Below are 26,961 nucleotides of genomic sequence, written 5' to 3' on the forward strand. Positions count from 1 at the left end.
GTCAGGAAGCGTCCAGCTCCCCTTGGAGGAGGTGAGGACCGTGGCAGCCCACGACGACGACATCAACCGCGGCATCCGGCCGGGGCGGGGGTCTGATGACCCTGCCGGCCAGGTTGCCTATCTCGAGCAGGAAATCGCCGTCCTGCGCCGCAAGCTCGCCGACTCTCCGCGTCATACGAGGATTCTCGAAGAGCGGATCGTCGAGCTGCAGACCAATCTGGCGGGAGTCTCCGCACAGAACGAGCGGCTCGCGAACACACTCCGTGAGGCCCGCGACCAGATCGTGGCCCTCAAGGAGGAGGTCGACCGGCTTGCACAGCCGCCGGCCGGTTTCGGAGCCTTTCTGCAGGCGAACGAGGACGGTACGGCGGACATCTTTACCGGGGGACGTAAACTCCGGGTGAATGTCAGCCCAAGCGTCGAGCTCGACGACCTCAAGCGCGGCCAGGAGGTCATGCTCAACGAGGCGCTCAACGTGGTCGAGGCCATGGAGTTCGAGCGCGCCGGGGACATCGTCACCCTCAAGGAAGTCCTTGAGGACGGCGAGCGCGCCCTGGTGATCGGGCACACCGACGAGGAGCGGGTGGTGCGGCTGGCGGAGCCGCTGCTGAGCACCACCATCCGGCCCGGTGATGCCCTGCTGCTCGAGCCCCGGTCCGGCTATGTCTACGAGGTGGTACCGAAGAGCGAGGTCGAGGAGCTCGTCCTCGAAGAGGTGCCGGACATCGACTACAACAAGATCGGCGGTCTGGGAAACCAGATCGAGCTGATCCGCGATGCGGTCGAGCTCCCGTATCTCTACCCCGACCTCTTCAAGGAGCACGAACTGCGGCCGCCCAAGGGTGTGCTGCTGTACGGCCCGCCCGGCTGCGGTAAGACGCTGATCGCCAAGGCCGTGGCCAACTCCCTTGCCAAGAAGGTCGCCGAGGTGACCGGCAAGCCCGCGGGGAAGAGCTTCTTCCTCAACATCAAGGGCCCCGAGCTGCTCAACAAGTACGTCGGCGAGACGGAGCGGCACATCCGGCTGGTCTTCCAGCGGGCCCGGGAGAAGGCCAGTGAGGGCACGCCCGTCATCGTCTTCTTCGACGAGATGGACTCCCTCTTCCGCACCCGTGGCTCCGGGGTCAGCTCGGACGTGGAGAACACCATCGTCCCCCAGCTGCTCTCCGAGATCGACGGTGTGGAGGGCCTGGAGAACGTGATCGTCATCGGTGCCTCCAACCGCGAGGACATGATCGACCCCGCGATCCTGCGCCCCGGCCGCCTCGATGTGAAGATCAAGATCGAGCGTCCGGACGCCGAGGCCGCCAAGGACATCTTCTCGAAGTACCTGACGGAGTCCCTGCCCATCCACACGGACGACCTCACCGAGCACGGCCAGTCGCCCAAGGCCGCGATCGGCGGGATGATCCAGTCGGTGGTCGAGCAGATGTACACCGAGTCCGAGGAGAACCGCTTCCTGGAGGTCACCTACGCCAATGGCGACAAGGAAGTCCTCTACTTCAAGGACTTCAACTCCGGCGCCATGATCCAGAACATTGTGGACCGCGCCAAGAAGATGGCCATCAAGGACTTCCTGGACCACAACCAGAAGGGCCTTCGCGTCTCCCATCTGCTCGCCGCCTGCGTGGACGAGTTCAAGGAGAACGAGGACCTGCCCAACACCACGAACCCGGACGACTGGGCCCGGATCTCCGGTAAGAAGGGCGAGCGGATCGTGTACATCCGCACCCTGGTCACCGGAAAGCAGGGCGCGGACACCGGACGCTCCATCGACACGGTGGCGAACACCGGTCAGTACCTGTAACAGCGCGGTCCGGCTGCGGATGTCCTGGACGGGGCATCCGCAGCCGGATGCGCTTTTCGGACCGCATTCTTCGTATGAGTCCTACGAGCCCGACCGGAGCAATGACTGTAATGATCTCCGCAGCACCGCTTGGCCGTTCTAGGCTCTTCGGTACCGCAGTATCGCGGCACGGGGGATCGGGGGCCGCAGATGGACCGGGAGCGCAGCGGTACTTGAGCGCCGATCCCAGCCGGGGGCGGCGCCGGGCAAGGAGGGCCGCATGACCGTACGGCGCGTAATGGGAATCGAGACGGAGTACGGGATCTCCGTCCCGGGGCACCCGAACGCCAATGCCATGCTCACCTCATCCCAGGTCGTCAACGCCTACGCGGCGGCGATGCACCGGGCGCGCCGCGCCCGCTGGGACTTCGAGGAGGAGAACCCGCTGCGGGACGCCCGCGGATTCGACCTCGCACGCGAGTCCGCCGACTCCAGCCAGCTCACGGACGAGGACATCGGTCTGGCCAATGTGATCCTCACCAATGGCGCGCGGCTCTACGTGGACCACGCCCACCCCGAGTACTCCGCCCCCGAGGTCACCAATCCCCGGGACGCGGTGCTCTGGGACAAGGCCGGCGAGCGCGTCATGGCCGAGGCCGCACTGCGCGCCGCCGAGCTGCCCGGCGGCCAGCTCATTCACCTCTACAAGAACAACACCGACAACAAGGGCGCCTCCTACGGCACGCATGAGAACTACCTGATGAAGCGGGAGACCGCCTTCTCGGACATCGTGCGCCACCTGACGCCCTTCTTCGTCTCCCGCCAGGTCGTCACGGGCGCGGGCCGCGTCGGCGTCGGCCAGGACGGCCATGAGCACGGCTTCCAGATCAGCCAGCGGGCGGACTACTTCGAGGTCGAGGTCGGCCTGGAGACCACGCTCAAGCGCCCGATCATCAACACCCGCGACGAGCCACACGCCGACGCCGAGAAGTACCGCCGGCTCCATGTGATCATCGGCGACGCCAACCTCTCCGAGCTGTCGACGTACCTCAAGCTGGGCACCACCGCCCTGGTGCTGTCGATGATCGAGGACGGCTTTATCGCCGTGGACCTCGCGGTGGACCAGCCGGTGCGCACCCTGCACCAGGTCTCGCACGACCCGACGCTGCGCCGTCTCGTCACGCTGCGCAGCGGCCGTACGCTTACCGCGGTGCAGCTCCAGATGGAGTACTTCGAGCTGGCCCGCAAATACGTCGAGGACCGCTACGGGGCGGACGCCGACGAGCAGACCCGGGACGTCCTGGTCCGCTGGGAGGACGTGCTGAACCGGCTGGAGCGCGACCCCATGAGCCTGTCCGGCGAGCTGGACTGGATCGCCAAGCGCGAGCTGCTCGAGGGCTACCGCCGCCGCGACGCCCTGGAGTGGGACGCGGCCCGGCTCCATCTGGTGGACCTCCAGTACGCCGACGTGCGCCCGGACAAGGGCCTGTACAACCGGCTGGTGGCCCGCGGCAAGATGAAGCGGCTGCTGGACGACCAGGACATCGCACGCGCCCAGAACAAGCCCCCGGAGGACACCCGCGCCTACTTCCGCGGCCGCTGCCTGGAGCAGTACGCGGACGACGTGGCCGCGGCCTCCTGGGACTCGGTGATCTTCGACCTGCCGGGCCGTGACTCTCTGCAACGGGTTCCCACCCTGGAGCCGCTGCGCGGCACCCGCAACCACGTCAAGGAGTTGCTGGACCGCTGCCGCACGGCCGAGGACCTGGTCCGGGTGCTGTCCGGAGGCTGAAATGCCCTTGAGCCGGGAATCATCGAGGTGGCCTCCGTACGTTGTAGCGAGTGGGAGGCCGATGTCGGACCCTGCTTGTAGGGTCTGATCTTGAGACCGATCGAATCAGCGGGCGAACCGAGCGGGGTGAGGGAAATGGCGACCAAGGACACCGGCGGCGGTCAGCAGAAGGCGTCGCGCTCGACCGAAGAGGTCGAGGAGCAGACGCAGGACGCACAGGCTGCGGACGACCTCAAGGAGCGGCAGGAGAAGCTCTCGGACGACGTCGACTCCGTGCTGGACGAGATCGACGACGTGCTCGAGGAGAACGCGGAGGACTTCGTGAGGTCTTTCGTCCAGAAGGGCGGGCAGTAAGGCGCGTCTTCTCCGTCCTGCGTCCCCGCGGAGGGGACGCAGGACGGATGACTTCCATGGCCAGGGGTATGGTCCGTGCATCATTTCAAGATCTGGTGGAAGGAAACGTGTGGAAGCCAACACTCGTAGCACAGGGCGTCTGCCGGCTGCCTTCCTGACGCCCGGCTCCTCGTCGTTCATGGACTTCCTGGGTGACCACTCGCCCGAGTTGCTTCCGGGGAACCGTCCACTGCCCCCGGTGCAGGGCGCCATCGAGGCCCCCCACGGCACCACCATCGTGGCGGTGACCTTCTCCGGCGGCGTGGTGCTCGCCGGTGACCGCCGCGCCACCATGGGCAATGTCATCGCGCAGCGTGACATCGAGAAGGTCTTCCCGGCCGATGAGTTCTCGGCGGTCGGGATCGCGGGGACCGCCGGTATCGCGGTGGAGATGGTCAAGCTCTTCCAGCTGGAGCTGGAGCACTTCGAGAAGGTCGAGGGCACCGTGCTCTCGCTCGAGGGCAAGGCGAACAGGCTGTCGACCATGATCCGCGGCAACCTCGGCATGGCGATGCAGGGCCTTGCCGTGGTCCCGCTCTTCGCGGGGTGGGACGTCGACCGGGAGAAGGGCCGCATCTTCTCCTACGACGTGACCGGGGGGCGTTCGGAGGAGCGCGGCTTCGCCGCCACCGGCTCGGGCTCGATGTTCGCCCGGGGCGCGCTCAAGAAGCTCTATCGCGAGGATTCGACCGAGGAGCAGGCCGCCACGGCCGTGCTCCAGGCGCTCTATGACGCCGCCGACGACGATTCGGCCACCGGAGGGCCGGATCTCGCCCGCCGTATTTATCCGATCATCACATCCCTCACCGAGGATGGTTTCAAGAGGTTCAGCGAGGACGAGGTGTCCGAACTCGCCCACGCCATCCATGAGCGGCGCCTCGAGGAGCCGGACGGCCCCCGCGCCCCCCTGCTCTGATCAGGACGGTCCTACCGGAATGCATTCGCCAATGACAGAAGGGACGGACAGCCGGTGACGACGCCGTTCTATGTTTCTCCTCAGCAGGCCATGGCCGACCGCGCGGAATACGCCCGTAAGGGCATCGCGCGCGGCCGCAGCGTGGTCGTGCTGCAGTACGCCGACGGCATCGTCTTCGTTGCGGAGAACCCGTCCCGCGCGCTGCACAAGGTCAGCGAGATCTATGACCGGATCGCCTTCGCGGCCGTCGGTAAGTACAACGAATTCGAGAATCTGCGCATCGGCGGTGTCCGTTACGCCGATCTGCGTGGCTATACCTATGACCGCGAGGACGTCACGGCCCGCGGACTGGCGAATGTCTACGCCCAGACCCTGGGCACGATCTTCTCCAGCGCCGCCGAGAAGCCGTACGAGGTCGAGCTGATCGTCGCCGAGGTCGGGGAGGGCCCCGAGGACGACCAGATCTACCGGCTTCCGCACGACGGCTCCATCGTGGACGAGCACGGCTCGGTCGCCGTCGGTGGCAACGCCGACCAGATCAGCAGCTACCTCGACCAGCGCCACCGGGACGGCATCACCCTGGCCGAGGCCCTCAAGCTGGCCGTCGACTCGCTCTCCCGTGACAACAACGGCGGGGAGCGCAGCCTCACCGCCGAGCAGCTCGAGGTCGCGGTCCTGGACCGCACCCGCCCCCAGAAGCGCAAGTTCAAGCGCGTCCTGGGCGGCCAGCTCTCCCGGCTCCTGGAGTCCGGCGAGGGCGGGGCCGACGCGGAGGCGTCGGCCGAGTCCTCGGAGGAGTCCTCCCCGGAGTCCGAGGACTGACCCACCCCACCCCCGATTCGTCTCACCGCCACCGCCGCCCCGGCCCACCGGGGCGGCGGTGGGCGTCATGGGGTCCGGGCCCGGGTCAGGGCCGTGGGGGAGGGGCCGTGGAGCCCCGGGGAAGCAGATCGACGGGGAGCACGGTGTCCTGGGGTGTCTCGCCGTCCAGGAGCGTGATCAGGGCCCGCATACCCGCCGCGCCCACCGCCTCCGCAGGGAGCCGGACCGTGGTCAGCTCCGGCTCCACCGCCGTGGCCAGGGCCAGATCGTCGAAGCCGGTCACCGAGATGTCGTCCGGGATCCGCAGCCCCAGCCGCCGGGCCGCCTTGCAGGCACCCGCGGCCAGGATGTCGTCGTCGCAGACGAGCGCGGTCGGCCGTGGCCCGGGGCGGGCCAGGACGCGCTCGGCGGCCCGGCGGCCCTCCTCGACGCTCAGCCCCGCCGGTTCGGCGCTCAGCGCGGCGCCCGGCACCCCGTCCACCGCCTCCGCCAGCGCCCGGGCGCGGACCCGGAAGGTCCAGGAGTCCACCGCCGCCGCGAGATGGGCCACCCGGCGGTGCCCGAGCCCCAGCAGATGCCCGGCCACCTGCCGCGCCCCGTCCGCGATGTCCAGGTTGACCGTGGCCGCCGCGGACGCGTCGTCCGGATCGCTGTCGAGCATCACCAGCGGCAGTCCGCCGCCGCGCACCGCGACCAGGGCGTCGGCCGCCATGGAGGAGGCGATCACTCCGTCCAGCGAGGCGCGCGCCGAGTCGAACGGGTCCCGGGCCGGTCCCACGCCCTCGGGGGACGGATAGAGCACCACGCCGAAGCCGTGGTCGGCGGCGACCCGCTCGGCGCCGGTGTAGACGCGGGCGAAGAACTCGGTCGTGAGGGCGGGCACCACCAGCAGCACGGTCCTGGTGCGGCCCAGGCGGAGGCTGCGGGCCGCGAGGTTGGGGCGGTAGCCGAGATCCCGCGCGGCGGCACGCACGGTCTCCACGGTGCGCTCGGAGACCCTTCCGGGCCACTTCTCCCCGAGCACCAGGGACACGGTCGCCTGGGACACGCCCGCCGCGCGCGCCACGTCCCGGCTCGTCGCCCGTCCCGCCGCCGGCCGTCCCGCCGCCGTCCCGCCGCCGCCCGGAGCCGCCCCGCCACCGCCCGCTGTCGCCCCGCCGCCTGGAGCCGTCCCACCGCCCGGAGCCGTTCCACCGCCCGGGCCGCCGCGCCGCGCGGACTCACCCGTCCGGCCGGTTCCCCGGGAACCTTTCCCGGGGGCCCCGCCCGCCGCGTGGGCGCGGTCCGCGCTCGCCACCATCGTCTCCGCTCCCCTCGGTCGCCGTACGGCTGACCGCAGGCTGCTCATTCCGGCCCGCGAGTGGACCCGCGGTGGCGGCCATGGTACGTATGACGCTGGACGTTATACGTACAACGTCACTCACGACCCGCGACGCGCTCGCGACAACCCGGCGGAACCCACCGGAACCCGCAGGAAGGGGCAGGAAATGGCGGCTGGCTACGGGGAACTGCTGCGCACCCCGCACGCGGCACGGCTGCTCACCGGCACGCTGCTGGGGCGGCTCCCGAACGCCACCGCCGCCCTCGCCGTGCTGCTCTTCGCCCGCGCCGAGGGCGGCAGCTACGCACTCGCCGGTGCGCTCTCGGCCGTCTACGGGGCGGCCAACGCCGTGGGCCAGCCCCTGCTGGGCCGGGCCGTGGACCACCTCGGCCAGCCCCGGGTGATGCTCCCCGCCGCCGTGGCCTCCGCGCTCGGGATGGTCCTCTTCGCCGTTGTCGGGCTCGAGCCGCTGCCCGTGGCGTACGCGGCGATGCTGATCGCCGGGCTGTTCACCCCGCCGCTGGAGGGCGGGCTGCGGGCGCTGTGGCCCACGGTGCTGCGGCGCGAGGACCAGGTGCACGCCGCGTACGCGCTGGACGCCGTGGCCCAGGAGGTGATGTTCGCGGTCGGCCCGCTGCTGGTCACCCTGTCCGTGGCCGTGTGGTCCGAGGCGGCCGCGCTGCTGGTCATCAACGCCGTCGGGGTCGCGGGCGCGCTCTCCGTCGTGATCTCGCGGCCTTCGCGGCAGTGGCGCTCCGCGCCGCGCGAGGCGCACTGGCTGGGCGCGCTGCGCTCGCCCGGGCTGCTGGTGCTGCTCGGCTCGTTCTTCTTCATCGGGCTCGCCCTCGGCGCCATCGCGGTGGCCGCCGTGGCGTACGCCGACGAGCACGGCGGCGGCGCGGTCTCCAGCGCGCTGCTCTCCGCCCTCGGCGTGGGCGCGCTGGTCGGCGGCATCGTCTACGGCGGCCGCACCTGGCCCGGCGCGCCCGAACGGCGGCTGCGGCTGCTGGTGGCCGCGCTGGCGCTGGGCTATCTGCCGCTGGTGCTGGTGCCGGGCGTCGTCACGATGACCGTCCTCGCCGGAGTGGCGGGCGTGTTCCTCGCCCCGGCGCTGGCCTGCGCCTTCGTCGTCGTGGACCGCCACGCGCCGTCCGGCACGGTCACCGAGGCGTTCTCCTGGCTGGTGACCACTTTCGTGGTGGGCAACGCGGTCGGCACCGCCGTGGCCGGGCCCGCCGTCCAGTTCGGCGGGGTGGTCCCCGGATTCACGGTGCCCGCGGCCGGTGGCGCGGCCGCGCTGGCGGTGCTGCTGGCGGCCCAGCGGTTCCTCCTGGACGGGCCGCGGCCCGTCGTCCGGCCCACCATGTACCGAACACCGGATGAACCTCGTGCGGAAAATGATCGCAACCATGCCGCCGAACCCGGTTTCAGAGCACGCCATCAGGCGTAATGTTCAGGCATGGACCGCCGCATTTTCGGCCTGGAGAACGAGTACGGCGTCACGTGCACATTCAGGGGACAGCGCCGGTTGTCTCCTGACGAAGTGGCGCGGTACCTCTTCCGCCGTGTCGTCTCCTGGGGCCGCAGCAGCAATGTCTTCCTGCGCAACGGCGCCCGCCTCTATCTCGACGTGGGCTCGCACCCGGAATACGCGACACCCGAGTGTGACAACGTGACCGAGCTGGTCACCCATGACAAAGCGGGCGAGCGCATTCTCGAAGGTCTCCTCGTGGACGCGGAGCGTCGCCTGCACGAGGAGGGAATCGCGGGCGACGTCTATCTCTTCAAGAACAACACCGACTCCGCGGGCAACTCCTACGGCTGCCACGAGAACTATCTGGTGGCACGGCACGGGGAGTTCTCCCGGCTCGCCGACATTCTCATCCCGTTCCTGGTGACGCGACAGCTCCTGTGCGGCGCGGGCAAGGTCCTCCAGACCCCCCGCGGCGCGGTCTACTGCGTCAGCCAGCGCGCCGAGCACATCTGGGAGGGCGTCAGCTCCGCCACGACCCGCTCCCGGCCGATCATCAACACCCGCGACGAACCCCACGCCGACGCCGAGCGCTACCGCCGGCTGCATGTCATCGTGGGTGACTCCAACATGTCCGAGACCACCATGCTGCTCAAGGTCGGCGCCACCGACCTGGTGCTCCGCATGATCGAGGCGGGCACGGTGATGCGCGACCTGACCCTGGAGAACCCCATCCGGGCGATCCGCGAGGTCAGCCACGACATCACCGGGCAGCGCAAGGTGCGGCTCGCCAGCGGGCGCGAGGCGTCCGCCCTGGAGGTGCAGCAGGAGTACTACGAGAAGGCCGTCGACTTCTGCGAGCGCCGGGGCATCCGCACCGGCATGGTCGAGCGCGTCCTCGAGCTGTGGGGCCGCACCCTCGACGCGATCCGCACCGAGGAGCTCGACCGGATCGGCACCGAAATCGACTGGGTGATGAAGTACCAGCTCATCGAGCAGTACCGGGCGAAGAACAACATCACCATGTCGCATCCCCGCATCGCCCAGATAGACCTCGCCTACCACGACATCCACCGCCGCCGCGGCCTCTACTACCTGCTGGAGAAGCGCGGCCAGGCGGCCCGGGTCTGCAACGACTTGAAGATCTTCGAGGGCAAGTCGGTGCCACCGCAGACCACCCGCGCCCGGCTGCGCGGCGACTTCATCCGCCGGGCCCAGGAGCAGCGCCGCGATTTCACCGTCGACTGGGTGCATCTGAAGCTCAATGACCAGGCGCAGCGCACCGTGCTGTGCAAGGACCCGTTCCGCTCGGTCGACGACCGGGTGGAGAAGCTGATCGCCGGTATGTGACCGGCGTACGGCTTACCTTCCCCTCGGGCCCCGTGCGTTCTCCGGACGGGGCCCGAGCCACGTCGTAGAGTGGCGCGCACTGGCCATCTCAAGATCTACCTAACGAGGACTCCGTGCGTCGACGCTCCGTACTCCTTGCCCTGCCCGCGGGCCTGCTGACACTCGCGGGCTGCGGTGACGATGAATCAGGGTCCGACAAGACCAAGCCGTCCCAGGAGCCGACGAGCCAGAGTCCCTCACCGGCCCCCAGCGGCAAGATCGTCTCCGGCCCGGTGCCGGCCATTACCGCGGGTAAGAAGTTCGGCGAGAAACCGAAGGTCGCCAAGGGCACGGGGAAGCCCTCGCAGAGCCTCGCGGTCAAGACGATCAGCCAGGGCGACGGCAAGAAGACGGTCAAGGGCGACTGGCTCCAGATCAACTACCTGGCGCAGATCTGGGACACCGGCAAGGTCATCGACAACACCTTCGACAAGAAGAAGACCGCCGCTTTTCCGATCGGCAAGGGCCAGGTGCTCCCGGGCTGGGACCAGGGACTGCTGGGCCGGAACCTCGGCAGCCGGCTGGAGCTGGCCGTCCCGCCCGCGTACGCCTACGGCAAGCAGGGGCAGCCGCAGGCCGGTATCAAGGGCACCGACACGCTGGTCTTCGTCATCGACCTCGTCGGCGCCTACAACGCCAAGAGCTCGGCCAAGGGCAGCAAAGTGGACCAGACCGACGCCGACCTGCCCAAGGTGTCCACCAACACCGACGGCAAGGCGCCCAGCATCACCGTCCCCAAGAAGTCCGCGCCGAAGAAGCTGGTCTCCGAGTACGTCATCGAGGGTGACGGCAAGGAGGTCAAGAAGACCGACGCGCTGCTCGTCAACTACAAGGGCGTGCTGTGGGACGGTGGCAAGGAGTTCGACTCCAGCTACAAGCGCGGCGAGCTCGCCCAGTTCTCGCTCCAGCAGGTCGTCAAGGGCTGGTCGCAGGGGCTGACGGGGAAGAAGGTGGGCAGCCGGGTGCTGGTCGTCGTGCCCCCGGACCTGGGCTACGGCAAGGCGGCCCAGAAGGGCATCCCCGCCAACTCCACGCTGGTGTTCTCCGTGGACATCCTGGCGGTTCTGTAGCCTGTGCGGGTTGCCCACCACGTCACAAGGAGCAATTTCGTGAGCATCGAGAAGCCCGAGGTCGACTTCCCGGGCGGCGAGCCGCCGGCCGAGCTGGAGATCAAGGACATCTGGGAGGGCGACGGGCCCGCGGCCAAGGCCGGCGACAACATCGCCGTGCACTATGTGGGCGTCGCCTTCAGCACGGGTGAGGAGTTCGACGCGAGCTACAACCGCGGCACCCCGCTGCGGATCCAGCTCGGCGTGGGCCAGCTCATCTCCGGCTGGGACCAGGGCCTCCAGGGGATGAAGGTCGGCGGCCGCCGCCAGCTCATCGTCCCGCCGCACCTCGGCTACGGCGACCGGGGCGCCGGTGGTGGCCGGATCAAGCCGGGCGAGACGCTGATCTTCGTCTGCGACCTGGTCTCCGTCTGAGACGGCCGTCCGTCGCGCCGAGGGCTCCTGCCGGTGAGCGGGAGCCCTCGGCTTTTGCCGCGCGTCCCGGTAGCGGTACGGTCACGTCGTCAAGGTCACGAAGAAAGGGCGTCGATGGCGATTGCCAAGGCCGAGCGGTTGATGAACCTGGCCCTGTGCCTGCTGGGAACGCGGCGTCCGCTGACCAAACGGGAGTTGCGGGGCTCCATAGAGGCGTACCTCCAGACCGACACGGCCAACGACGAAGCGTTCAACCGCATGTTCGAACGCGACAAGGACGATCTGCGTGAACTCGGCCTGATCATCGAGACGGTGGAGGGCCTCGACGGCGAGATCGGCTATCTCGCCCGCCGGGACAGCAACCGCCTCCCGCCGATCACCCTCGACGCCGAGGAGGCCGCCGCCCTCGGCCTCGCCGCCAAGGTCTGGCAGCAGGCCCGGCTCGCGGGCGCCGCCAGCGGTGCCCTGCAGAAGCTGCGCGCCGCCGGGATGCCGGTCGCCGAGGATCCGTACGACACGCCCGGGCACAGCGCGCTGGAGCCGCGCATCCCGGTCCATGAGAGCGCCTTCGAACCGCTGATGCTCGCCTGCCGCGACCGCCGCCCCGTCGTCTTCGACTACCGCAAGGCGAACGCCGCACGCCCCGAGCCGCGGCAGGTCGAGCCCTGGACCCTGGAGTGCTGGCGCGGCCACTGGTATCTCGCCGGATGGGACCGCGACCGCGCCGCCGAGCGGGTCTTCCGGCTCTCCCGGATCACCGGCCGGGTCCGGCTGCGGTCCGGCGCGTTCACCGCCGAGGTGCCCGACCACGTCACCGTCCGGGAGACCGTGGAGAGCTGGGCGGGCGAGACCGCCAACGGCACCGCCCGGATCCGGCTGCGCTCGGGCCACGGCTATCCGCTGCGGGCCAAGGCACTGTCCACCCGGGAGTCCGGCGACGGCTGGGACGAGCTGGAGATTCCCTACGGGCACGGCCTGGACGCCTGGCTCGTGGAGTTCGGCCCGGACGTGGTCGTACTGGCGCCCGAGGAGCTGCGGGCGGATGTCGTGGACCGGCTGCGCGCGGTCGCCAAAGGCTGAGGGGACGGATCTACTTCATCATGGCCGGAAACGCCATTGACCAGACCCGGCGGATGCTCTCCCTGGTGACGTATCTGCGCGAGCGCCCCGGCGCCCGCGTCGCCGACGTCGCCCGGGCCTTCGGCATCAGCGAGGACGAGCTGATCGCCGACCTGGATGTGCTGCCGCTGTGCGGCACCAGCTTCCGCGGCGGCGACCTGATGGACATCGACACCGACGGAGAGCGGATCTGGTGGCACAACCCCGATGACGTGGCCGAGCCGCTGCGGCTGGCCGCCGACGAGGCCACCGCGCTGCTGGTCGCCGCCCGCGCCGTCGCCACCCTCCCCGGGCTGCGCGAGGGCGACCGGGACGCGCTGCTGCGGGCCACCGCCAAGCTGGAGGCCGCGGCGGGCGAGGCGGCGGGCGCCAGCTCCCGGCTCTCGGTGATCTTCGAATCGGAGGGCGGGGTCTTCGCCGACGTCGACCGCGCCATCTCCGAGCGCCGCAGGCTGTGGCTGCGCTACTACTCACCCGCGCGTGACGAGATCACCGAGCGCGAGGTCGACCCGATCCGGCTCTTCGCCGTCGGCCGCACCTATATGGAGGCGTGGTGCCGCCTCTCCGAGGCGCGGCGGACCTTCCGGCTGGACCGGGTCGTCGAGATCAAGCTGCTGGACGACGCGTCCGACCCGCCGCCGATCGAGCTGCGCGACCTGTCGGAGCTGTCCTCCGCCCTGGTGCAGACCGGCGCCGAGGACCCCGAGGTGGTCGTCGAGGTCGGCCCCGGCGGGCGCTGGGTCGCCGAGTACTACCCGCACGACAGCGCCGATGAGCTGCCCGACGGCGGCCTCCGGATCACGCTGCGCGCGCCCGACCCCGGCTCGCTGCGGCGCCTGGCGCTGCGGCTGGGCAGGGACGGCAGGATCGTCTCGCCGCGGGAGCTGGCGGCCAGTGCTCGGGACGCGGCGCGGCAGGCGCTCGCGGCGTACGGTGAGTGAAGGGACGCACACAGTGACCGCACGGGGGAGTGCCACGTCGGTGATCTTCAAGGCAGCCTGTCCGCAGTGCCGCGGCCGGTTCGAGCTGGCCGCGGGCGCCCTGCGGCTGGCCATCGGGGCCAGCCACCGCACCACCTTCTACTCCTTCACCTGCCCCGACTGCGGAACCGCGGTGCGCAAACCGGCGGGGGAGCGGATCGTGGAGCTGCTCACCGGTGGCGGGGTGCGTACACTCCGGCTGCACTCCACCGTCTAGGCTCTGCCGCATGCTCTGGCCGATGCTCGCCCTCGCCCTCGCCTTCTGCGGAATCGCCGTTCTCGCCGTGCTCTCGGTGCGGGTCTACGCCGAGGTCCGCAGGCTGGCCCGGCAGGTGTCGGACAGCTCGAAGCGGATCACCCGGGCCGCGGAGGACCTGGAGCGGGCCTCGGCTCCGCTGGGGTCAACCGTCGACGCCCTGCGTCGGCAGTGACGGTCGCGCCGCGCGGGCGGTGAGGTTCGCCGCTGATGGGCACTCTGCTGCCCCACGGCCAAGCGGGGTACGCTGAGATTTCGTGGCCCCGGAATCGAGGCGGAGGGCCGCAACCCGGAGTCCGCACGGGGATTGCTTCCGGTTTACCCCCGCGCGCTACGATCGCTGACAGCACGGCTGCCGGACACCTGTCCGACCGGTCGGGCAGCCCCACCCCCAGCCGCCTCGGTGAGAAGGTAGACGCTTATGCTGTTCGGAAAGATCGGCGTTCCCGAGATTCTCCTCATCCTTGTCGTCGTGCTGCTGCTCTTCGGTGCCAAGAAGCTTCCGGACATGGCGCGCTCGCTGGGCAAGTCGGCCCGGATCCTCAAGAGCGAGGCGAAGGCCATGAAGTCGGACGGCCAGCAGCAGAGCGCGCCGGCCGACCCGCCCCACCCCGGTCAGGACGACGCCACTCACCGCACCATCCAGGCCGCGCCCGGAGACGTGACCAGCTCGCGCCCGGTGTCGGAGCCGAGCGACACCACCAAGCGCTGACGCAGGGCCACTTGAAGGCGGCGCGAAGGGCCGCCACCGGACGCACGAGATGAGGACGTGGGTTGCTCAAGTCTGCCCGCAAAAAGGAGAAGGACCCCGAGGGGCGGATGCCCCTCTCGGAGCACCTGCGTGAGCTGCGCAACCGGCTGCTCAAATCGGTCCTGGCGATCTGTGTGGTCACGATCATCGCGATGTTCTTCTACATGGACATCGCGAAGTTCCTGATGCGGCCGGTGCTGGACGCCGTCGGCTGTGGCGGGGTCTCGTTCTCCGACCTCACGGGCAAGGGGAGCGAGGGGGGCAAGGGCCACGACTGCGCCTACTTCACCGTGAACGGTCTGCTGTCGCCGTTCACGATCATGCTGAAGGTCTCCTTCACGACCGGTCTGGTGGTGGCCACTCCGGTCTGGCTCTACCAGCTGTGGGCCTTCCTCGCGCCCGGGCTGCACCGCAACGAGAAGAAGTACGGTCTGTTCTTCGTCGGGCTCGGCGTCCCGCTGTTCGTCGCCGGCGCGTACTTCGCGTACCTGATCCTGCCGACCAGCGCCAAGGTCCTCATCGGCTTCACCCCGGAGGGGGCCAACAACCTCCTCCCACTGGACGACTTCCTCGATCTGCTCGCCCGGATGGTCGTCGTCTTCGGGCTCGCCTTCGAGCTTCCGCTGCTGCTGATCCTGCTGAACTTCACCGGCATCCTCAGCGGACGCCGGATGCTCGGCTGGTGGCGCGCCATGATCATGGGGATCACGGTCTTCGGCGCGATCGCCACTCCCAGCACCGACCCGATCGGCATGTTCGCCCTGGCCGGACCGGTCGTCGTGCTCTACTTCGGCGCCGTCGGCGTCGCCCTGCTCAACGACCGGCGCAAGGCCCGCCGCCGGGCCGCCGACCCGGACTTCGGGCTGAGCGACGACGAGGCGTCCCAGCTGGATCTGACCCCCGAGGCCGTGGCCGCGCCCGGCGCCATGCCGGAGCTCACCGACGGGGACGACTCCGGCCCCACCCGGCGCAACGGCTACGACGACGTCACATAGCAGTACCCGACCGCACAAAGCCCCGATAAAGATCGCGTGCGCTGTCGGAGGTGGCCGGTAGGCTCGTAGATACGATGACCGACGAGCTATCTCCCGCCGAGCGCTATGCGGCGTCCCGCGCCCGGGCCGCCGAGCAGGCCACCGCGCTGGCCCCCTTCCGCCAGATGTACGACTTCGAGCTGGACCCGTTCCAGATCGAGGCGTGCAAGGCCCTGGAGAGCGGCAAGGGTGTGCTGGTCGCCGCTCCCACCGGCTCGGGCAAGACCATCGTGGGCGAGTTCGCCGTCCACCTGGCGCTGACCCAGGGCCGCAAGTGCTTCTACACCACGCCCATCAAGGCGCTGTCGAACCAGAAGTACACCGACCTGGTCAAGCGCTACGGCGCCGACCAGGTCGGCCTGCTCACCGGGGACAACAGCGTCAATTCCGATGCACCGGTGGTCGTGATGACCACCGAGGTGCTGCGGAACATGCTCTATGCCGGCTCCCAGTCGCTGCTCGGCCTCGGCTATGTGGTGATGGACGAGGTCCACTACCTCTCCGACCGGTTCCGGGGTGCCGTCTGGGAGGAGGTCATCATCCACCTCCCCGAGTCGGTGACGCTGGTGTCACTCTCCGCGACCGTCTCCAACGCCGAGGAGTTCGGTGACTGGCTGGACACCGTCCGCGGCGACACCGAGGTCATCGTCTCCGAGCACCGTCCGGTGCCGCTGTGGCAGCACGTGCTGGCCGGGCGCCGGATGTACGACCTGTTCGAGGAGAAGAACGGCCAGGACGGCGACCAGGGCGGACGCCGCGAGGTCAACCCCGATCTGGTCCGGCTGGCCCGGATGGAGAACAGCCGCCCCTCCTTCGGCCGCGACAAGCGCCGCGGCCGCAATATGCGCGAGGCCGACCGGGAGCGCGAGCGCCGTCAGCGCAGCCGGATCTGGACCCCCGGCCGCCCCGAGGTGATCGACCGGCTCGATGCCGAGGCGCTGCTTCCGGCCATCACCTTCATCTTCAGCCGGGCGGGCTGCGAGGCCGCCGTCCAGCAGTGCCTCCACGCGGGGCTGCGGCTCAACGACGAGTCGGCGCGCTCCCAGGTGCGGGCCATCGTCGAGGAGCGCACCGCCGGGATCCCCGACGAAGACCTCCATGTGCTGGGGTACTTCGAATGGCTGGAGGGCCTGGAGCGGGGCATCGCGGCCCACCACGCCGGAATGCTCCCCACCTTCAAGGAAGTTGTCGAGGAGCTCTTCGTCCGCGGCCTGGTCAAGGCCGTCTTCGCCACCGAGACCCTCGCCCTCGGCATCAACATGCCCGCCCGCTCGGTGGTGTTGGAGAAGCTCGTCAAGTGGAACGGCGAGCAGCACGTCGACATCACTCCCGGTGAGTACACCCAGTTGACCGGCCGCGCCGGGCGGCGCGGTATCGACGTCGAGGGCCATGCGGTGGTGCTGTGGCAGCGCACCATGGACCCGGCGGCGCTCGCCGGGCTGGCCGGCACCCGCACGTATCCGCTGCGCTCCTCCTTCAAGCCGTCGTACAACATGGCGGTCAACCTGGTCTCCCAGTTCGGGCGGCACCGCTCGCGCGAGCTGCTGGAGACCTCCTTCGCGCAGTTCCAGGCCGACAAGGCGGTCGTCGGGATCTCCCGCCAGGTGCAGCGCAACGAGGAGGGCCTCGAGGGCTACCGCGCCTCCATGACCTGCCACCTCGGCGACTTCGACGAGTACGCGCGGCTGCGCCGCGAGCTCAAGGACCGCGAGACCGAGCTGGCCCGGCAGGGCGCCGCCCAGCGGCGCGCGGCCGCCGCCGTCGCCCTGGAGAAGCTCCGCCCCGGCGATGTCATCCACGTGCCCACCGGCAAGTTCGCCGGGCTCGCGCTGGTGCTGGACCCCGGGCTGCCCGCCGGGCGGGTGGGCGGCCACCGCGGCATGGAGTACCACGACGGGCCGCGGCCCCTGGTGCTCACCGCCGAGCGGCAGGTCAAGCGGCTGGCATCGATCGACTTCCCGGTCCCGGTCGAGCCGCTGGACCGGATGCGGATCCCCAAGTCGTTCAATCCGCGCAGCCCCCAGTCGCGCCGCGATCTGGCCTCCGCGCTGCGCACCAAGGCCGGCCACCACGATATGCGGCGCCATCGCAAGGAGCGCTCGCCCGCCGCCGACGACACCGAGATCAGCCGGCTGCGCGCGGCCATCCGCGCCCACCCCTGCCACGGCTGCAGCGACCGCGAGGACCACGCCCGCTGGGGCGAGCGGTACCACCGGCTGCTGCGCGACACCCGGCAGCTGGAGCGGCGCATCGAGGGCCGTACGAACACCATCGCCCGCACCTTCGACCGGATCTGCTCCCTGCTGAGCGAGCTCGGCTATCTGCGCGGCGACGAGGTCACGGACGAGGGCAGACGGCTGGCGCGGCTGTACGGCGAGCTGGACCTGCTGGCCAGCGAATGCCTGCGGGAGGGCGTCTGGGAGGGGCTGCCCCCCGCCGAGCTCGCGGCCTGCGCCTCCGCGCTGGTCTACGAGGCGCGGACGGCCGATGACGCGCTGCCGCCCAAGCTGCCCCCGGGCCGGGCCAAGGACGCGCTCGGCGAGATGGTGCGCATATGGGGGCGGCTGGACGCCCTGGAGGAGCAGCACAAGATCAACCAGGCGGAGGGCGTCGGCCAGCGCGAGCCGGACCTGGGCTTCGCCTGGGCCGCCTACCGGTGGGCCTCCGGCCATGGGCTCGACGAGGTGCTGCGCGAAATCGACATGCCCGCCGGTGACTTCGTGCGCTGGACCAAGCAACTGATCGATGTGCTCGGCCAGATCGCCGCGGCGGCCCCCGAGGGCACCGTGGCGCGCAGCGCCCGCCGCGCGGTCGACGGACTGCTGCGCGGAGTCGTGGCGTACTCCTCGGTCGGCTGAGCCCGCCGCCCACCGCGGTGGGCTCAGGCCGGATCGTAGGTGAAGAGGAGGGTGTTGCTGTTGCCCGCGGGGGTGTGGAGCTGAACATTGACGGTTCCGGCCGCATGGGCCGGAGCCGTCGCCACGACCAGGTTGTCCGAGAGGACGCTGAAGGAGGCCGGGACTCCACCGAACGTCACGGAGTCGGTGTAGGTGAGGTTGGAGCCATTGATCGTGACGGAGTCGCCGCCCAATGACGAACCCTCGTCCGGGATCAGCGAATTGATCACCGGGGCGCCGAGATAGGTGTAGTACGGGTTCCCCGGGCCCAGGGTGCTGGTGCCGCCCGGCGTGGTCACGGTGACCACGACCGTACCGGTTCCGGGAGGAGCGGTCGCCGTCAGCTGATTGTCGGAGATCACGGTGAAGCCGGGGGCGAGGTTGGGGCCGAAGTGGACGGCGCTGGCCAGGGCCAGGCCGCTGCCGGTGATGGTGACGGAGTTACCGCCGGTGTCCGGACCGAACTGCGGGCTCACACCGGTGACGACCGGGGCGGCGACATAGATGTACGACAGTGGATTGCTGATGCCCCCCGGCGTGGTGACGGTCACATTCACCACCGACGCCGGTCCCGCCGGCGCGCTGACGGTGATTTGGGTGGGGGTGTTGGTGAGGATGGTGGCGGGGGTGGTGCCGAAGAGGACTTGGGCGGCGCTGGTGAGGTTGGTGCCGGTGATGGTGACGGTGTTGCCGCCGCTGGTGGGGCCGGAGGTGGGGTTGAGGCTGGTGAGGGTGGGGGCGGGGATGGTGGTGTAGGTGTAGGGGAGTGGGTTGCTGGTGCCGCTTGGGGCGGTGGCGGTGACGTTGACGGTGCCGGTGCCCGCCGGCGCGCTGACGGTGATTTGGGTGGGGGTGTTGGCGAGGATGGTGGCGGGGGTGGCGCCGAAGAGGACTTGGGTGGTGCCGGTGAGGTTGGTGCCGGTGATGGTGACCGTATTGCCGCCGCCGGTGGGCCCCGAGGTCGGGCTGAGCGTGGTGAGCACCGGAGCCGCGACCGTCGTATAGGTGAAGAACACGTTCTGGGTGCTGGTCCCCGTCGGCCCCGTGACCGTGACCTTGGCCGTGCCGCTCCCCGGCGGAGTCCTTGCCGTGATCTGTGTGTTGCTCACGACGACCACATTGGTGGCGAGATTCGGGCCGAACCTGACCACGGTGGCGCCGAGGAAGCCGGAACCGTTGATGGTGACAGGGGTGCCCCCGGCCGGATTGCCTTGCGTGGGGCTGACGCTGGTCACTACGGGGGCCATGATGCCCTTCTCCTTCTTGAGCCGTGCGGACGGCCGTGCCCTGACCGGCGGGACGTCGGCCAGGGCACGGGGGATCGGAAATCACCGTGTGCCATGCGAGGTGCTGACCCGGGGGTGACCGTGCGGGGCTTGCCCGCCCACGGCCCGTGGATCAGGTGACGGTGAAGGCGGCGGGGCCGGATGTGCCACCACAGGTGGTGACCGTGAAGGCCCCGGCGCCCGCGGCCGCCGCGGCGGGCACGGCGGTGACGAGGGAGGTGTCATTGACGGGGGTGAAGGGCAGGCCCGCGAAGACGGTGGCCGCCGAGTCGGTGAACGTCACGTCGGTGATGCCGATCAGGCAGGTGGCGCCGGAGATGGTGGTCTCGGTCCCCGCCGGGCCCGTGGCAGGGGTCAGTGTGGCGGCGGTCAGGTCCGGCGGGTTGTAGTAGTCGATCAGGGTCGCGCCCGCGGTGCCCGTGCCGCCGGCCGTGGTGACCGTGACCTGCTGGGTGTCGAAGCAGCCGGCCGGGGTGTGGGCCGGAGCGGTGACGGTGACCGTGGTGTTGCTGCCACCGGCGGCGAAGGCGACCGGGGTGAGGGCACCCACGTTGACGGTACCCCCGGACGCGAAGCCGGAGCCGAAGACCGTGAGCGCGCCACCGGTGGCGGGCAGGCAGGTCTCGCCCAGCCCCGTGGTCGTCGGCCGCACGATGACGAAGAACGGCACCGCATTGGTCCTGGTTCCGTTCGACAGGTTGGCGCTGACCGAGACCTGTCCCGAGCACGGTGCGGTGGAGGGAACCACGAAGGTGACCAGGGTGCTGGAGACCGATGTCGGGCTGACGACGGCGCCGCCGAAGTTCACCGAGACGGTGGTGCCCAGCGACGTGCCGTTGATGCTGACGGCGGTGCCGATCGTGCCCTGGCTGGGGGTGAGGGAGGTGATGGGCATGAGTTTTCTCCTGTTCGATCGTCTTGCTCTGGGCGGGTGTGCCGAGAGAAGGGGGATGGGCAGGTGGCCGTTGCCCGCACCGGCTTCCGTCGCGCAGAGGGGTGGAAGGGGAGACGGACCCTCGGGGGCCTGGGACGCCATGGCCTTCAGCGGGGACCGCATGACCGGTGATGGCGACTTGAGAGGGACTCGACTCGTGCCCGGGTGCCGGCCGTAATAGGGCGAGTCCTGCATGGAACGGGTCGGCGCCGAGGTCACCGTGGTGCCGAAACTCGCGCTCGATGTGAGTGAACCAAAAGAGGGATAGATGCGGAAGGTGTGAAAAGGGCGCGTACAGAGCTCATATGACGATATGTCAAGTCTCCCCGGCGGGCTCCCGCGAACCGGAGTGCGCCCCCGCTGCCGGATCGACGCCGGCACTCTGCCGTGCCCGCAGGGGCCGGTGCACACAACGGCCCCGGCCGGATGCTCCCGGCCGGGGCCTGATGGTCGTACGTGCCGCGCCCTCCCGCGCGGCGCCGGTGCGGTGCCCTACGCGGCGGCCTCCTCGGGTCCCGCGCCCTCCTGCTCCGCCTCGACCTGCTGGTTCCACTCCCGCTTCGACGCCTGCCAGCCGTCCTCGTCATGGCCGCGCCGCCAGTACCCGGAGATGGACAGCCACTCGCGCGGGATCTGGCGCTCCAGGCGCAGATGGCGGCGGATCTCCCTCACGAAGCCCGCCTCGCCGTGGACGAAGGCGTGCAGCTGTCCCGGCGGGAACTCCAGCCCCCGTACGGCCGCCACCAGCGCCTCGCCGACCGGCGCGGCGCCCCGGTGCAGCCAGCTCACCCGGACCCCCTCGGGCACGGTGACCTTGAGCTCCTCCGTCTCGTCCGCCACCTCGACGAACACGTGCACCGGCACCTCGGCCGCGCCCCCCGCCCGGCTGTCGGTCAGTCGCTCCAGCGCCGTGGCGATCGCGGGCAGCGCGCTCTCGTCACCCGCGAGCAGATGCCAGTCGGCCTCGGCGCTGGGGGCGTAGGCGCCGCCCGGCCCCATGAAGTGGATCTCCTCGCCGGGCCGGACCCGGGCGGCCCACGGCCCGGCCAGCCCTTCGTCGCCATGGGTCACGAAGTCCACCGTCAGCTCGCGGGCGGCCGGGTCCCACGCCCGCACCGTGTACGTCCGCGTGACCGGCCACTGCTCGCGCGGGAACTCGGCACGGATCCGCTCCAGGTCGAACGGTTCGGGGTAGACCGCACCCCCGGTCGGGAAGAGCAGCTTGATGTAGTGATCGGTCCACTCGCCCGCATGGAAGTCCGCGAGGCCGTCGCCGCCCAGGACGACCCGCACCATGTGCGGGGTCAGCCGGTCGGTGCGCACCACCTGTGCGCGATGCGGCGTGCGCGACTTACGGGCCGGACGGTCCGCCATGGAGACCTCCCTGATCAACAAGAGTTAGGTTTACCTAACCTAACAGCTCATTCCTCAAGAGTGGACAGCAATCTGCGCAAAGATCCGCCCAATCCCCAGCGCTCCGCCAGCGCCGCCACGGCTCCAGGGTCGCGCGGCGCCCTCGGCAGCGCCGGGTCGAAGGGGGGAAGCGCCACGTCCGAGGCGACCCGGACCACCTTCGGGGCGACCTCGACATACGCCCGCGCCTCGGCCAGCCGCTTGCGCTGGGCGGGGGTCAGCTTGGCGGCGGGGTCGTCGACGGCGGCCATGATCCCGGCCAGGTCGCCATGGGCGGCCAGCAGCTTGGCGGCGGTCTTCTCGCCGACGCCGGGCACCCCTGGCAGCCCGTCGCTGGGGTCGCCGCGCAGCAGCGCCAGCTCCGCGTACCCCCGGCCGGTCACTCCGTACTTCTCGCGCACATAGGACTCGTCCACGAGCTGCAGGGTGCCCACGCCCTTGACGGGGTAGAGCACCCGCACCGCGCGCTCGTCGTCCACCAGCTGGAACAGATCGCGGTCGCCGGTGACGATGTCGACCGGGCCGGCCGCCCGGCCGGTGAGCGTGCCGATCACATCGTCGGCCTCGTAGCCCGCGGCGCCGACCCGGGCGATGCCGATCGCGTCCAGCACCTCGTCGATCACCGGGACCTGCGGGGAGAGGGTGTCCGGCACCTCCTCCTGGTCCACCCCGGCCCCCTCCGGGGCCTCCTCGGCCACCCGGTGGGCCTTGTACGTGGGGATCAGGGCGACCCGCCAGGCAGGGCGCCAGTCGAAGTCCATACAGGCCACCAGATCGTCCGGGCGGTGGTCCTGGACGAGCCGGGCGATGAAGTCCAGGAGCCCGCGCACGGCGTTCACCGGCGTGCCGTCGGGGGCCCGGACCGAGTCCGGGACCCCGAAATAGGCTCGGAAGTACAGAGAGGCGGTGTCGAGGAGCATCAGGCGTCGCGTCACGAACCCGACTATGCACTACCCCACTGACACCGATCCCGAGGATAATGTGAACTGGATCACCGTTTGGTTTACGCCAAACCGATCGGGGCAGGCGCGCCCCCGGAGCGAACCCGTTCAGTGATTCAACTTTTGCGGCGGTCAGCGGTCCGATGCCGTACCGCTCCACGACCCGCCGGCGGGGGTGGCGGGTCGCTTTTTGGTGCGATCTGAGAGGTACATGTGGCCAAATTGCGAGCCGAGCACCTGTACAAGGTGTTCGGCAGACGACCCGATGAGGCGGTGGCGCGGCTGGAAGGCGGCGCGGACCGTGAGGAGCTCCGAGCGAACGGTACGACCGCAGCGGTCATCGATGCCTCCTTCGCCGTCGAGGCGGGCCAGATCTTCGTCGTCATGGGTCTGTCCGGGTCCGGCAAGTCCACCCTGCTGCGGATGCTGAACGGGCTGCTGGAGCCGACCGCGGGGCGCGTGCTCTTCGACGACGACGACCTGACCGCGCTCACCCCCAGGGGGCTGCGCGAGGTCCGGTCCCGCAAGATCAGCATGGTCTTCCAGCACTTCGCCCTCTTCCCGCACCGCAGTGTCCTGGAGAACGCCGCCTACGGCCTCGAGGTGCAGGCCGTACCGCGCGAGGAGCGCGTCCGGCGCGCCACCGAGGCGCTGGAGCTGGTGGGCCTGGCCGGCTGGGAGAAGTCCTGGCCCGATGAGCTCTCCGGCGGTATGCAGCAGCGCGTCGGCCTCGCCCGGGCCCTGGCCACCGACGCCGACATGCTGCTGATGGACGAGTCCTTCAGCGCGCTGGACCCGCTGATCCGCCGCGATATGCAGGATCAGCTGCTCCAGCTCCAGAAGCGGCTCAAGAAGACCATCGTCTTCATCACCCACGACCTGAACGAGGCCATGCGGCTCGGCGACCACATCGCCGTGATGCGCGACGGCCAGATCGTCCAGATCGGCACCGCCGAGGACATCCTGGTCACCCCCGCCAACGACTACGTCGCCTCCTTCACCCAGGACGTGGACCGCAGCCGGGTGCTCACGGCCGGCGCGATCATGTCCGAGCCGGACGAGGTGCTGGGCAGCAAGACCGACGACGGCACCACGCTCCGCACCGCGCAGGACGTGCTGGCCGCCGCGCCCGCCACCGTCAGCGAGGGAACCCCGATCATCGAGCTGTTCCAGCCCTGCTCGCGCAGCGGAGTCGCGGTCGCCGTGACCGACGACGACGGCGCGCTCACCGGCGTCGTCACCCGCGCCCGGCTGCTCGCCGCCCTCGGCGAGCCGGACGGCGGGCCCGCCGGGGCCCAGTCGCCGTCCGATGGCTCTCCGGACGCGCCCGAGACCACCAAGAAGGTGATCACCGGTGCCTAGGCTTCAGCTCGGCGACTGGATCAACTCCGGCGTCAACTGGCTCCGAGACAATCTGAGCTGGCTCTTCGACTTCATCTCCAGCGTCGTCCAGGGCATGTACGACGGGTTGAACACGGTGCTCAGCGGCCCCGAGCCGCTGCTGCTCGCGGGCATCCTGGCGCTGCTCGCCTGGTGGCTGCGCGGGCTGCTGCCCGCCGTGCTCGCCTTCCTGGGATTCGCCCTCATCGACTCGATCGAGTTGTGGGGCGAGGCGATGAACACCCTCGCACTGGTGCTGGTCGCCGGTGTGATCACCATCGTGTTCGCGGTGCCGCTCGGCATCTGGGCCTCGCGCAACCGCGCGGTGAGTGCCGTGATCCGTCCGGTGCTGGACTTCATGCAGACGATGCCCGCCTTCGTCTACCTGATCCCCGGCATCTTCTTCTTCGGCCTCGGGGTGGTCCCCGGTGTCGTCGCCACCGTCATCTTCTCGATGCCCCCGGGCGTCCGCATGACGGAACTGGGCATCCGGCAGGTGGATGCGGAGCTGGTCGAGGCGGCCGACGCCTTCGGCACCCATCCGCGCCGTACCCTGCTGCGTGTCCAGCTTCCGCTGGCCCTGCCCACCATCATGGCGGGCGTCAACCAGGTGATCATGCTGGCGCTGTCCATGGTCGTCATCGCCGGTATGGTCGGCGCCGAGGGCCTGGGCTCCACCGTCTTCCAGGCGATCAGCTCCGTCGACGTCGCCATGGGCTTCGAGGGCGGCATCGCGGTCGTCATCCTGGCCATGTACCTGGACCGGATGACCAGCGCGCTCAATCAGCGCGTCTCCCCGCTGGCCCGCCGCGCGCTGGCCAAGGAGAAGGCCAAGGCGCTCAGCGGTCTGAAGGTGCTGCACTGGCGCCCCGCGACCTCCGTCGCCATGGTCGGCGTGGTCGTCCTGGCGCTGGTCGCCGGCGGCATGAGCATGTTCGGCAGCGACGACGAGGGCCCCAAGGTCTCCGCCAACGTCGGCAAGGGCCAGTCGGTCAACATCGGCTACATCAACTGGGACGAGGGCGTCGCCTCCACCTTCCTGTGGAAGGAACTCCTGGAGCAGCGCGGCTTCAAGCCCAAGGTGCAGTCGTACGACGTCGGCGCGCTCTACACCGGTATGGCCGCGGGCAACATCGACTTCGAGACGGACTCCTGGCTGCCCACCACCCACGCCTCGTACTGGTCGAAGTACAAGAGCAAGCTGGAGAACCTCGGCTCCTGGTACGGCCCCACCTCCCTGGAGATCGCGGTCCCCTCGTACGTCAAGGGCGTGAAGACCCTTGAGGACCTCGAGAAGAAGTCCAGCACCTTCAAGAAGAAGATCGTCGGCATCGAGCCCGGTGCCGGTGAGATGAAGCTGATGCAGGACAAGGTCATGCCGGACTATGGGCTGAACAAGAACTTCAGCCTGGTCAAGGGCTCCACCGCGGCCATGCTCTCCCAACTGGACCGCTCCTACGCCAAGAAGGAGCCGATCGCGGTCACCCTGTGGTCCCCGCACTGGGCGTACGACAAGTACAAGCTCACCAAGCTGAAGGACCCCAAGGGCGCCTTCGGCAAGGGCGACCGCATCGACTCCCTCGCACGCAAGGGCTTCTCCAAGGAGAACCCGCAGGTCGCCAAGTGGATCAAGAACTTCAAGCTGGACGAGAAGCAGCTCACCAGCCTGGAGTCGGCCATCCAGGACGCCGGTAAGGGCAAGGAGCAGCAGGGCGTGCGCGCCTGGCTGAAGCAGAACCCGGGCATGGCCAACAAGCTCGCCCCGGTGCCCGGCGGCGCCGACCAGAAGGGCAAGGACGCGGGCGCCGCGCCGATGATCGGCTACTTCCCGTGGGACGAGGACATCGCCACCACCTACCTGTGGAAGAACGTCCTCGAACGGCGTGGCTACAAGCCGGAGATCAAGCAGTACGACGTCGGCTCGATGTTCACCGGGATGAGCACCGGACAGGTCGACGTCGAGTTCGACGGCTGGCTACCGGTCGCCCAGAAGCAGTACTGGGACAGATACAAGAAGAACCTGGTCGACGTCGGGTCGTGGTACGACAAGACCTCCCTGGAGATCGCGGTGCCGTCCTACGTCAAGGACGTGAAGTCGCTCGCCGACCTCAAGGGGAAGTCCGGCACCTTCGACGGCAAGATCGTCGGTATCGAACCCGGGACCGGCGAGATGAAGCTCCTGAAGGGCAAGGTGCTCAAGGAGTACGGCCTGGACAAGGAGTACAAGGTCAGTGACGGCTCCTCGCCGGCGATGCTGGCCGAGCTGGAGCGGTCGTACGCCAAGAAGGAGCCGGTGGCCGTGGTCCTGTGGACCCCGCACTGGGCCTACAGCAAGTACAAGCTGACCAAGCTCGCCGACCCGAAGAAGGCGTTCGGGGCCAGCAACCAGCTCCACACCCTCGCCAACAAGTCCTTCCCGAAGAAGTTCCCCGAGTTCAACGGGTGGCTGAAGAAGTGGCACATGACCGAGAAGGAGCTGGCGACCCTGGAGCAGGCCATCCAGGACGCCGGTAAGGGCAACGAGGAGAAGGGCGTCCAGAAGTGGATGGACGCCCACCCCGGCATCGTCGACAAGATGGCGCCGGTGGCTTCCTGA

At 69.7% G+C, this 26,961-nt stretch carries 23 protein-coding genes; 18 read left to right on the plus strand and 5 right to left on the minus strand.

Features of this window, described 5'->3' with window-relative positions:
- Positions 1-40 precede the first annotated feature (40 nt).
- From arc to prcA, 5 genes are all read left to right on the plus strand, one after another.
- A complete protein-coding gene (gene arc, locus ACMTAK_RS38965; RefSeq protein ID WP_044582154.1) occupies positions 41-1,807 on the plus strand; it encodes a proteasome ATPase in 1,767 nt (588 codons plus the stop codon).
- A 259-nt stretch (positions 1,808-2,066) separates the two neighbouring features.
- Entirely contained in the window at positions 2,067-3,578 is a 1,512-nt protein-coding gene (gene dop, locus ACMTAK_RS38970; protein ID WP_413810512.1) for a depupylase/deamidase Dop, read from the plus strand.
- Between the two features lie 135 nt (positions 3,579-3,713).
- Complete coding sequence (locus tag ACMTAK_RS38975) at positions 3,714-3,932, plus strand: ubiquitin-like protein Pup (protein WP_020872584.1); 219 nt, start codon at positions 3,714-3,716, stop codon at positions 3,930-3,932.
- Between the two features lie 109 nt (positions 3,933-4,041).
- A complete protein-coding gene (prcB, locus tag ACMTAK_RS38980) occupies positions 4,042-4,887 on the plus strand; it encodes a proteasome subunit beta (protein WP_413810513.1) in 846 nt (281 codons plus the stop codon).
- A gap of 54 nt (positions 4,888-4,941) precedes the next feature.
- The gene (gene prcA, locus ACMTAK_RS38985; RefSeq protein ID WP_413810514.1) at positions 4,942-5,709 is read left to right on the plus strand and encodes a proteasome subunit alpha; all 768 of its coding nucleotides are present in this window, start codon (positions 4,942-4,944) and stop codon (positions 5,707-5,709) included.
- An 85-nt stretch (positions 5,710-5,794) separates the two neighbouring features.
- Here prcA and ACMTAK_RS38990 read toward each other — a convergent pair whose 3' ends face one another.
- Positions 5,795-6,775 (minus strand): LacI family DNA-binding transcriptional regulator, encoded by a 981-nt coding sequence (locus ACMTAK_RS38990; RefSeq protein WP_413810515.1) that lies wholly within the window; start codon positions 6,773-6,775, stop codon positions 5,795-5,797.
- A 421-nt stretch (positions 6,776-7,196) separates the two neighbouring features.
- On the opposite strand from ACMTAK_RS38990, the gene ACMTAK_RS38995 reads away from it, so the two are divergent.
- The 11 genes from ACMTAK_RS38995 to ACMTAK_RS39045 all read left to right on the plus strand — a co-directional run bounded on the left by ACMTAK_RS38995 (position 7,197) and on the right by ACMTAK_RS39045 (position 18,372).
- Positions 7,197-8,480: an MFS transporter gene (locus ACMTAK_RS38995; RefSeq protein WP_413810516.1), complete on the plus strand. Its 1,284-nt coding sequence runs from the start codon at positions 7,197-7,199 to the stop codon at positions 8,478-8,480.
- Between the two features lie 9 nt (positions 8,481-8,489).
- Positions 8,490-9,851, plus strand: a complete 1,362-nt coding sequence (gene pafA, locus ACMTAK_RS39000; protein WP_044577878.1) for a Pup--protein ligase — start codon at positions 8,490-8,492, stop codon at positions 9,849-9,851.
- Positions 9,852-9,964: 113 nt separating this feature from the next.
- The gene (locus tag ACMTAK_RS39005) at positions 9,965-10,960 is read left to right on the plus strand and encodes an FKBP-type peptidyl-prolyl cis-trans isomerase (RefSeq protein ID WP_413810517.1); all 996 of its coding nucleotides are present in this window, start codon (positions 9,965-9,967) and stop codon (positions 10,958-10,960) included.
- 39 nt (positions 10,961-10,999) lie between these two features.
- Positions 11,000-11,374 carry an FKBP-type peptidyl-prolyl cis-trans isomerase gene (locus tag ACMTAK_RS39010; RefSeq protein WP_262704390.1) on the plus strand — a complete coding sequence of 125 codons (375 nt, stop codon included), beginning with the start codon at positions 11,000-11,002 and terminating at the stop codon, positions 11,372-11,374.
- Between the two features lie 114 nt (positions 11,375-11,488).
- The gene (locus ACMTAK_RS39015; RefSeq protein WP_413810518.1) at positions 11,489-12,454 is read left to right on the plus strand and encodes a helix-turn-helix transcriptional regulator; all 966 of its coding nucleotides are present in this window, start codon (positions 11,489-11,491) and stop codon (positions 12,452-12,454) included.
- A 20-nt stretch (positions 12,455-12,474) separates the two neighbouring features.
- Positions 12,475-13,434: a helix-turn-helix transcriptional regulator gene (locus ACMTAK_RS39020; RefSeq protein WP_413810519.1), complete on the plus strand. Its 960-nt coding sequence runs from the start codon at positions 12,475-12,477 to the stop codon at positions 13,432-13,434.
- Complete coding sequence (locus ACMTAK_RS39025) at positions 13,427-13,690, plus strand: hypothetical protein (RefSeq protein ID WP_044577890.1); 264 nt, start codon at positions 13,427-13,429, stop codon at positions 13,688-13,690. Before ACMTAK_RS39020 ends, ACMTAK_RS39025 begins: the two co-directional genes overlap by 8 nt.
- A 10-nt stretch (positions 13,691-13,700) precedes the next feature.
- On the plus strand, positions 13,701-13,904 hold the full coding sequence (locus tag ACMTAK_RS39030; protein WP_413810520.1) for a hypothetical protein: 204 nt from the start codon (positions 13,701-13,703) through the stop codon (positions 13,902-13,904).
- Positions 13,905-14,153: 249 nt separating this feature from the next.
- Positions 14,154-14,441: a Sec-independent protein translocase subunit TatA gene (gene tatA, locus ACMTAK_RS39035; RefSeq protein WP_037956547.1), complete on the plus strand. Its 288-nt coding sequence runs from the start codon at positions 14,154-14,156 to the stop codon at positions 14,439-14,441.
- Positions 14,442-14,503: 62 nt separating this feature from the next.
- The gene (gene tatC / locus ACMTAK_RS39040; RefSeq protein ID WP_413810521.1) at positions 14,504-15,475 is read left to right on the plus strand and encodes a twin-arginine translocase subunit TatC; all 972 of its coding nucleotides are present in this window, start codon (positions 14,504-14,506) and stop codon (positions 15,473-15,475) included.
- 74 nt (positions 15,476-15,549) lie between these two features.
- Positions 15,550-18,372, plus strand: a complete 2,823-nt coding sequence (locus ACMTAK_RS39045) for a DEAD/DEAH box helicase (RefSeq protein ID WP_413810522.1) — start codon at positions 15,550-15,552, stop codon at positions 18,370-18,372.
- A 23-nt stretch (positions 18,373-18,395) separates the two neighbouring features.
- On the opposite strand, the gene ACMTAK_RS39050 is transcribed toward ACMTAK_RS39045, so the two are convergent.
- From ACMTAK_RS39050 to ACMTAK_RS39065, 4 genes are all read right to left on the minus strand, one after another.
- Complete coding sequence (locus ACMTAK_RS39050) at positions 18,396-19,658, minus strand: IPT/TIG domain-containing protein (protein ID WP_413810523.1); 1,263 nt, start codon at positions 19,656-19,658, stop codon at positions 18,396-18,398.
- Positions 19,659-19,809: 151 nt separating this feature from the next.
- Complete coding sequence (locus ACMTAK_RS39055) at positions 19,810-20,592, minus strand: IPT/TIG domain-containing protein (protein WP_413810524.1); 783 nt, start codon at positions 20,590-20,592, stop codon at positions 19,810-19,812.
- Positions 20,593-21,123: 531 nt separating this feature from the next.
- Entirely contained in the window at positions 21,124-22,005 is an 882-nt protein-coding gene (locus tag ACMTAK_RS39060) for a siderophore-interacting protein (protein WP_413810525.1), read from the minus strand.
- A gap of 47 nt (positions 22,006-22,052) precedes the next feature.
- Positions 22,053-22,964: a 5'-3' exonuclease gene (locus ACMTAK_RS39065; RefSeq protein ID WP_413813136.1), complete on the minus strand. Its 912-nt coding sequence runs from the start codon at positions 22,962-22,964 to the stop codon at positions 22,053-22,055.
- 267 nt (positions 22,965-23,231) lie between these two features.
- Here ACMTAK_RS39065 and ACMTAK_RS39070 point away from each other — a divergent pair, with 267 nt between their 5' ends.
- Complete coding sequence (locus tag ACMTAK_RS39070; protein ID WP_413813137.1) at positions 23,232-24,347, plus strand: quaternary amine ABC transporter ATP-binding protein; 1,116 nt, start codon at positions 23,232-23,234, stop codon at positions 24,345-24,347.
- Positions 24,340-26,961, plus strand: coding sequence for an ABC transporter permease/substrate binding protein (locus ACMTAK_RS39075; protein ID WP_413810526.1), 2,622 nt, complete (start codon positions 24,340-24,342; stop codon positions 26,959-26,961). The genes ACMTAK_RS39070 and ACMTAK_RS39075 overlap by 8 nt, the downstream gene beginning before the upstream one ends.

It is taken from the genome of Streptomyces lacaronensis, from assembly GCF_047337785.1.
In the GTDB taxonomy this organism is placed as follows: domain Bacteria; phylum Actinomycetota; class Actinomycetes; order Streptomycetales; family Streptomycetaceae; genus Streptomyces; species Streptomyces lycopersici.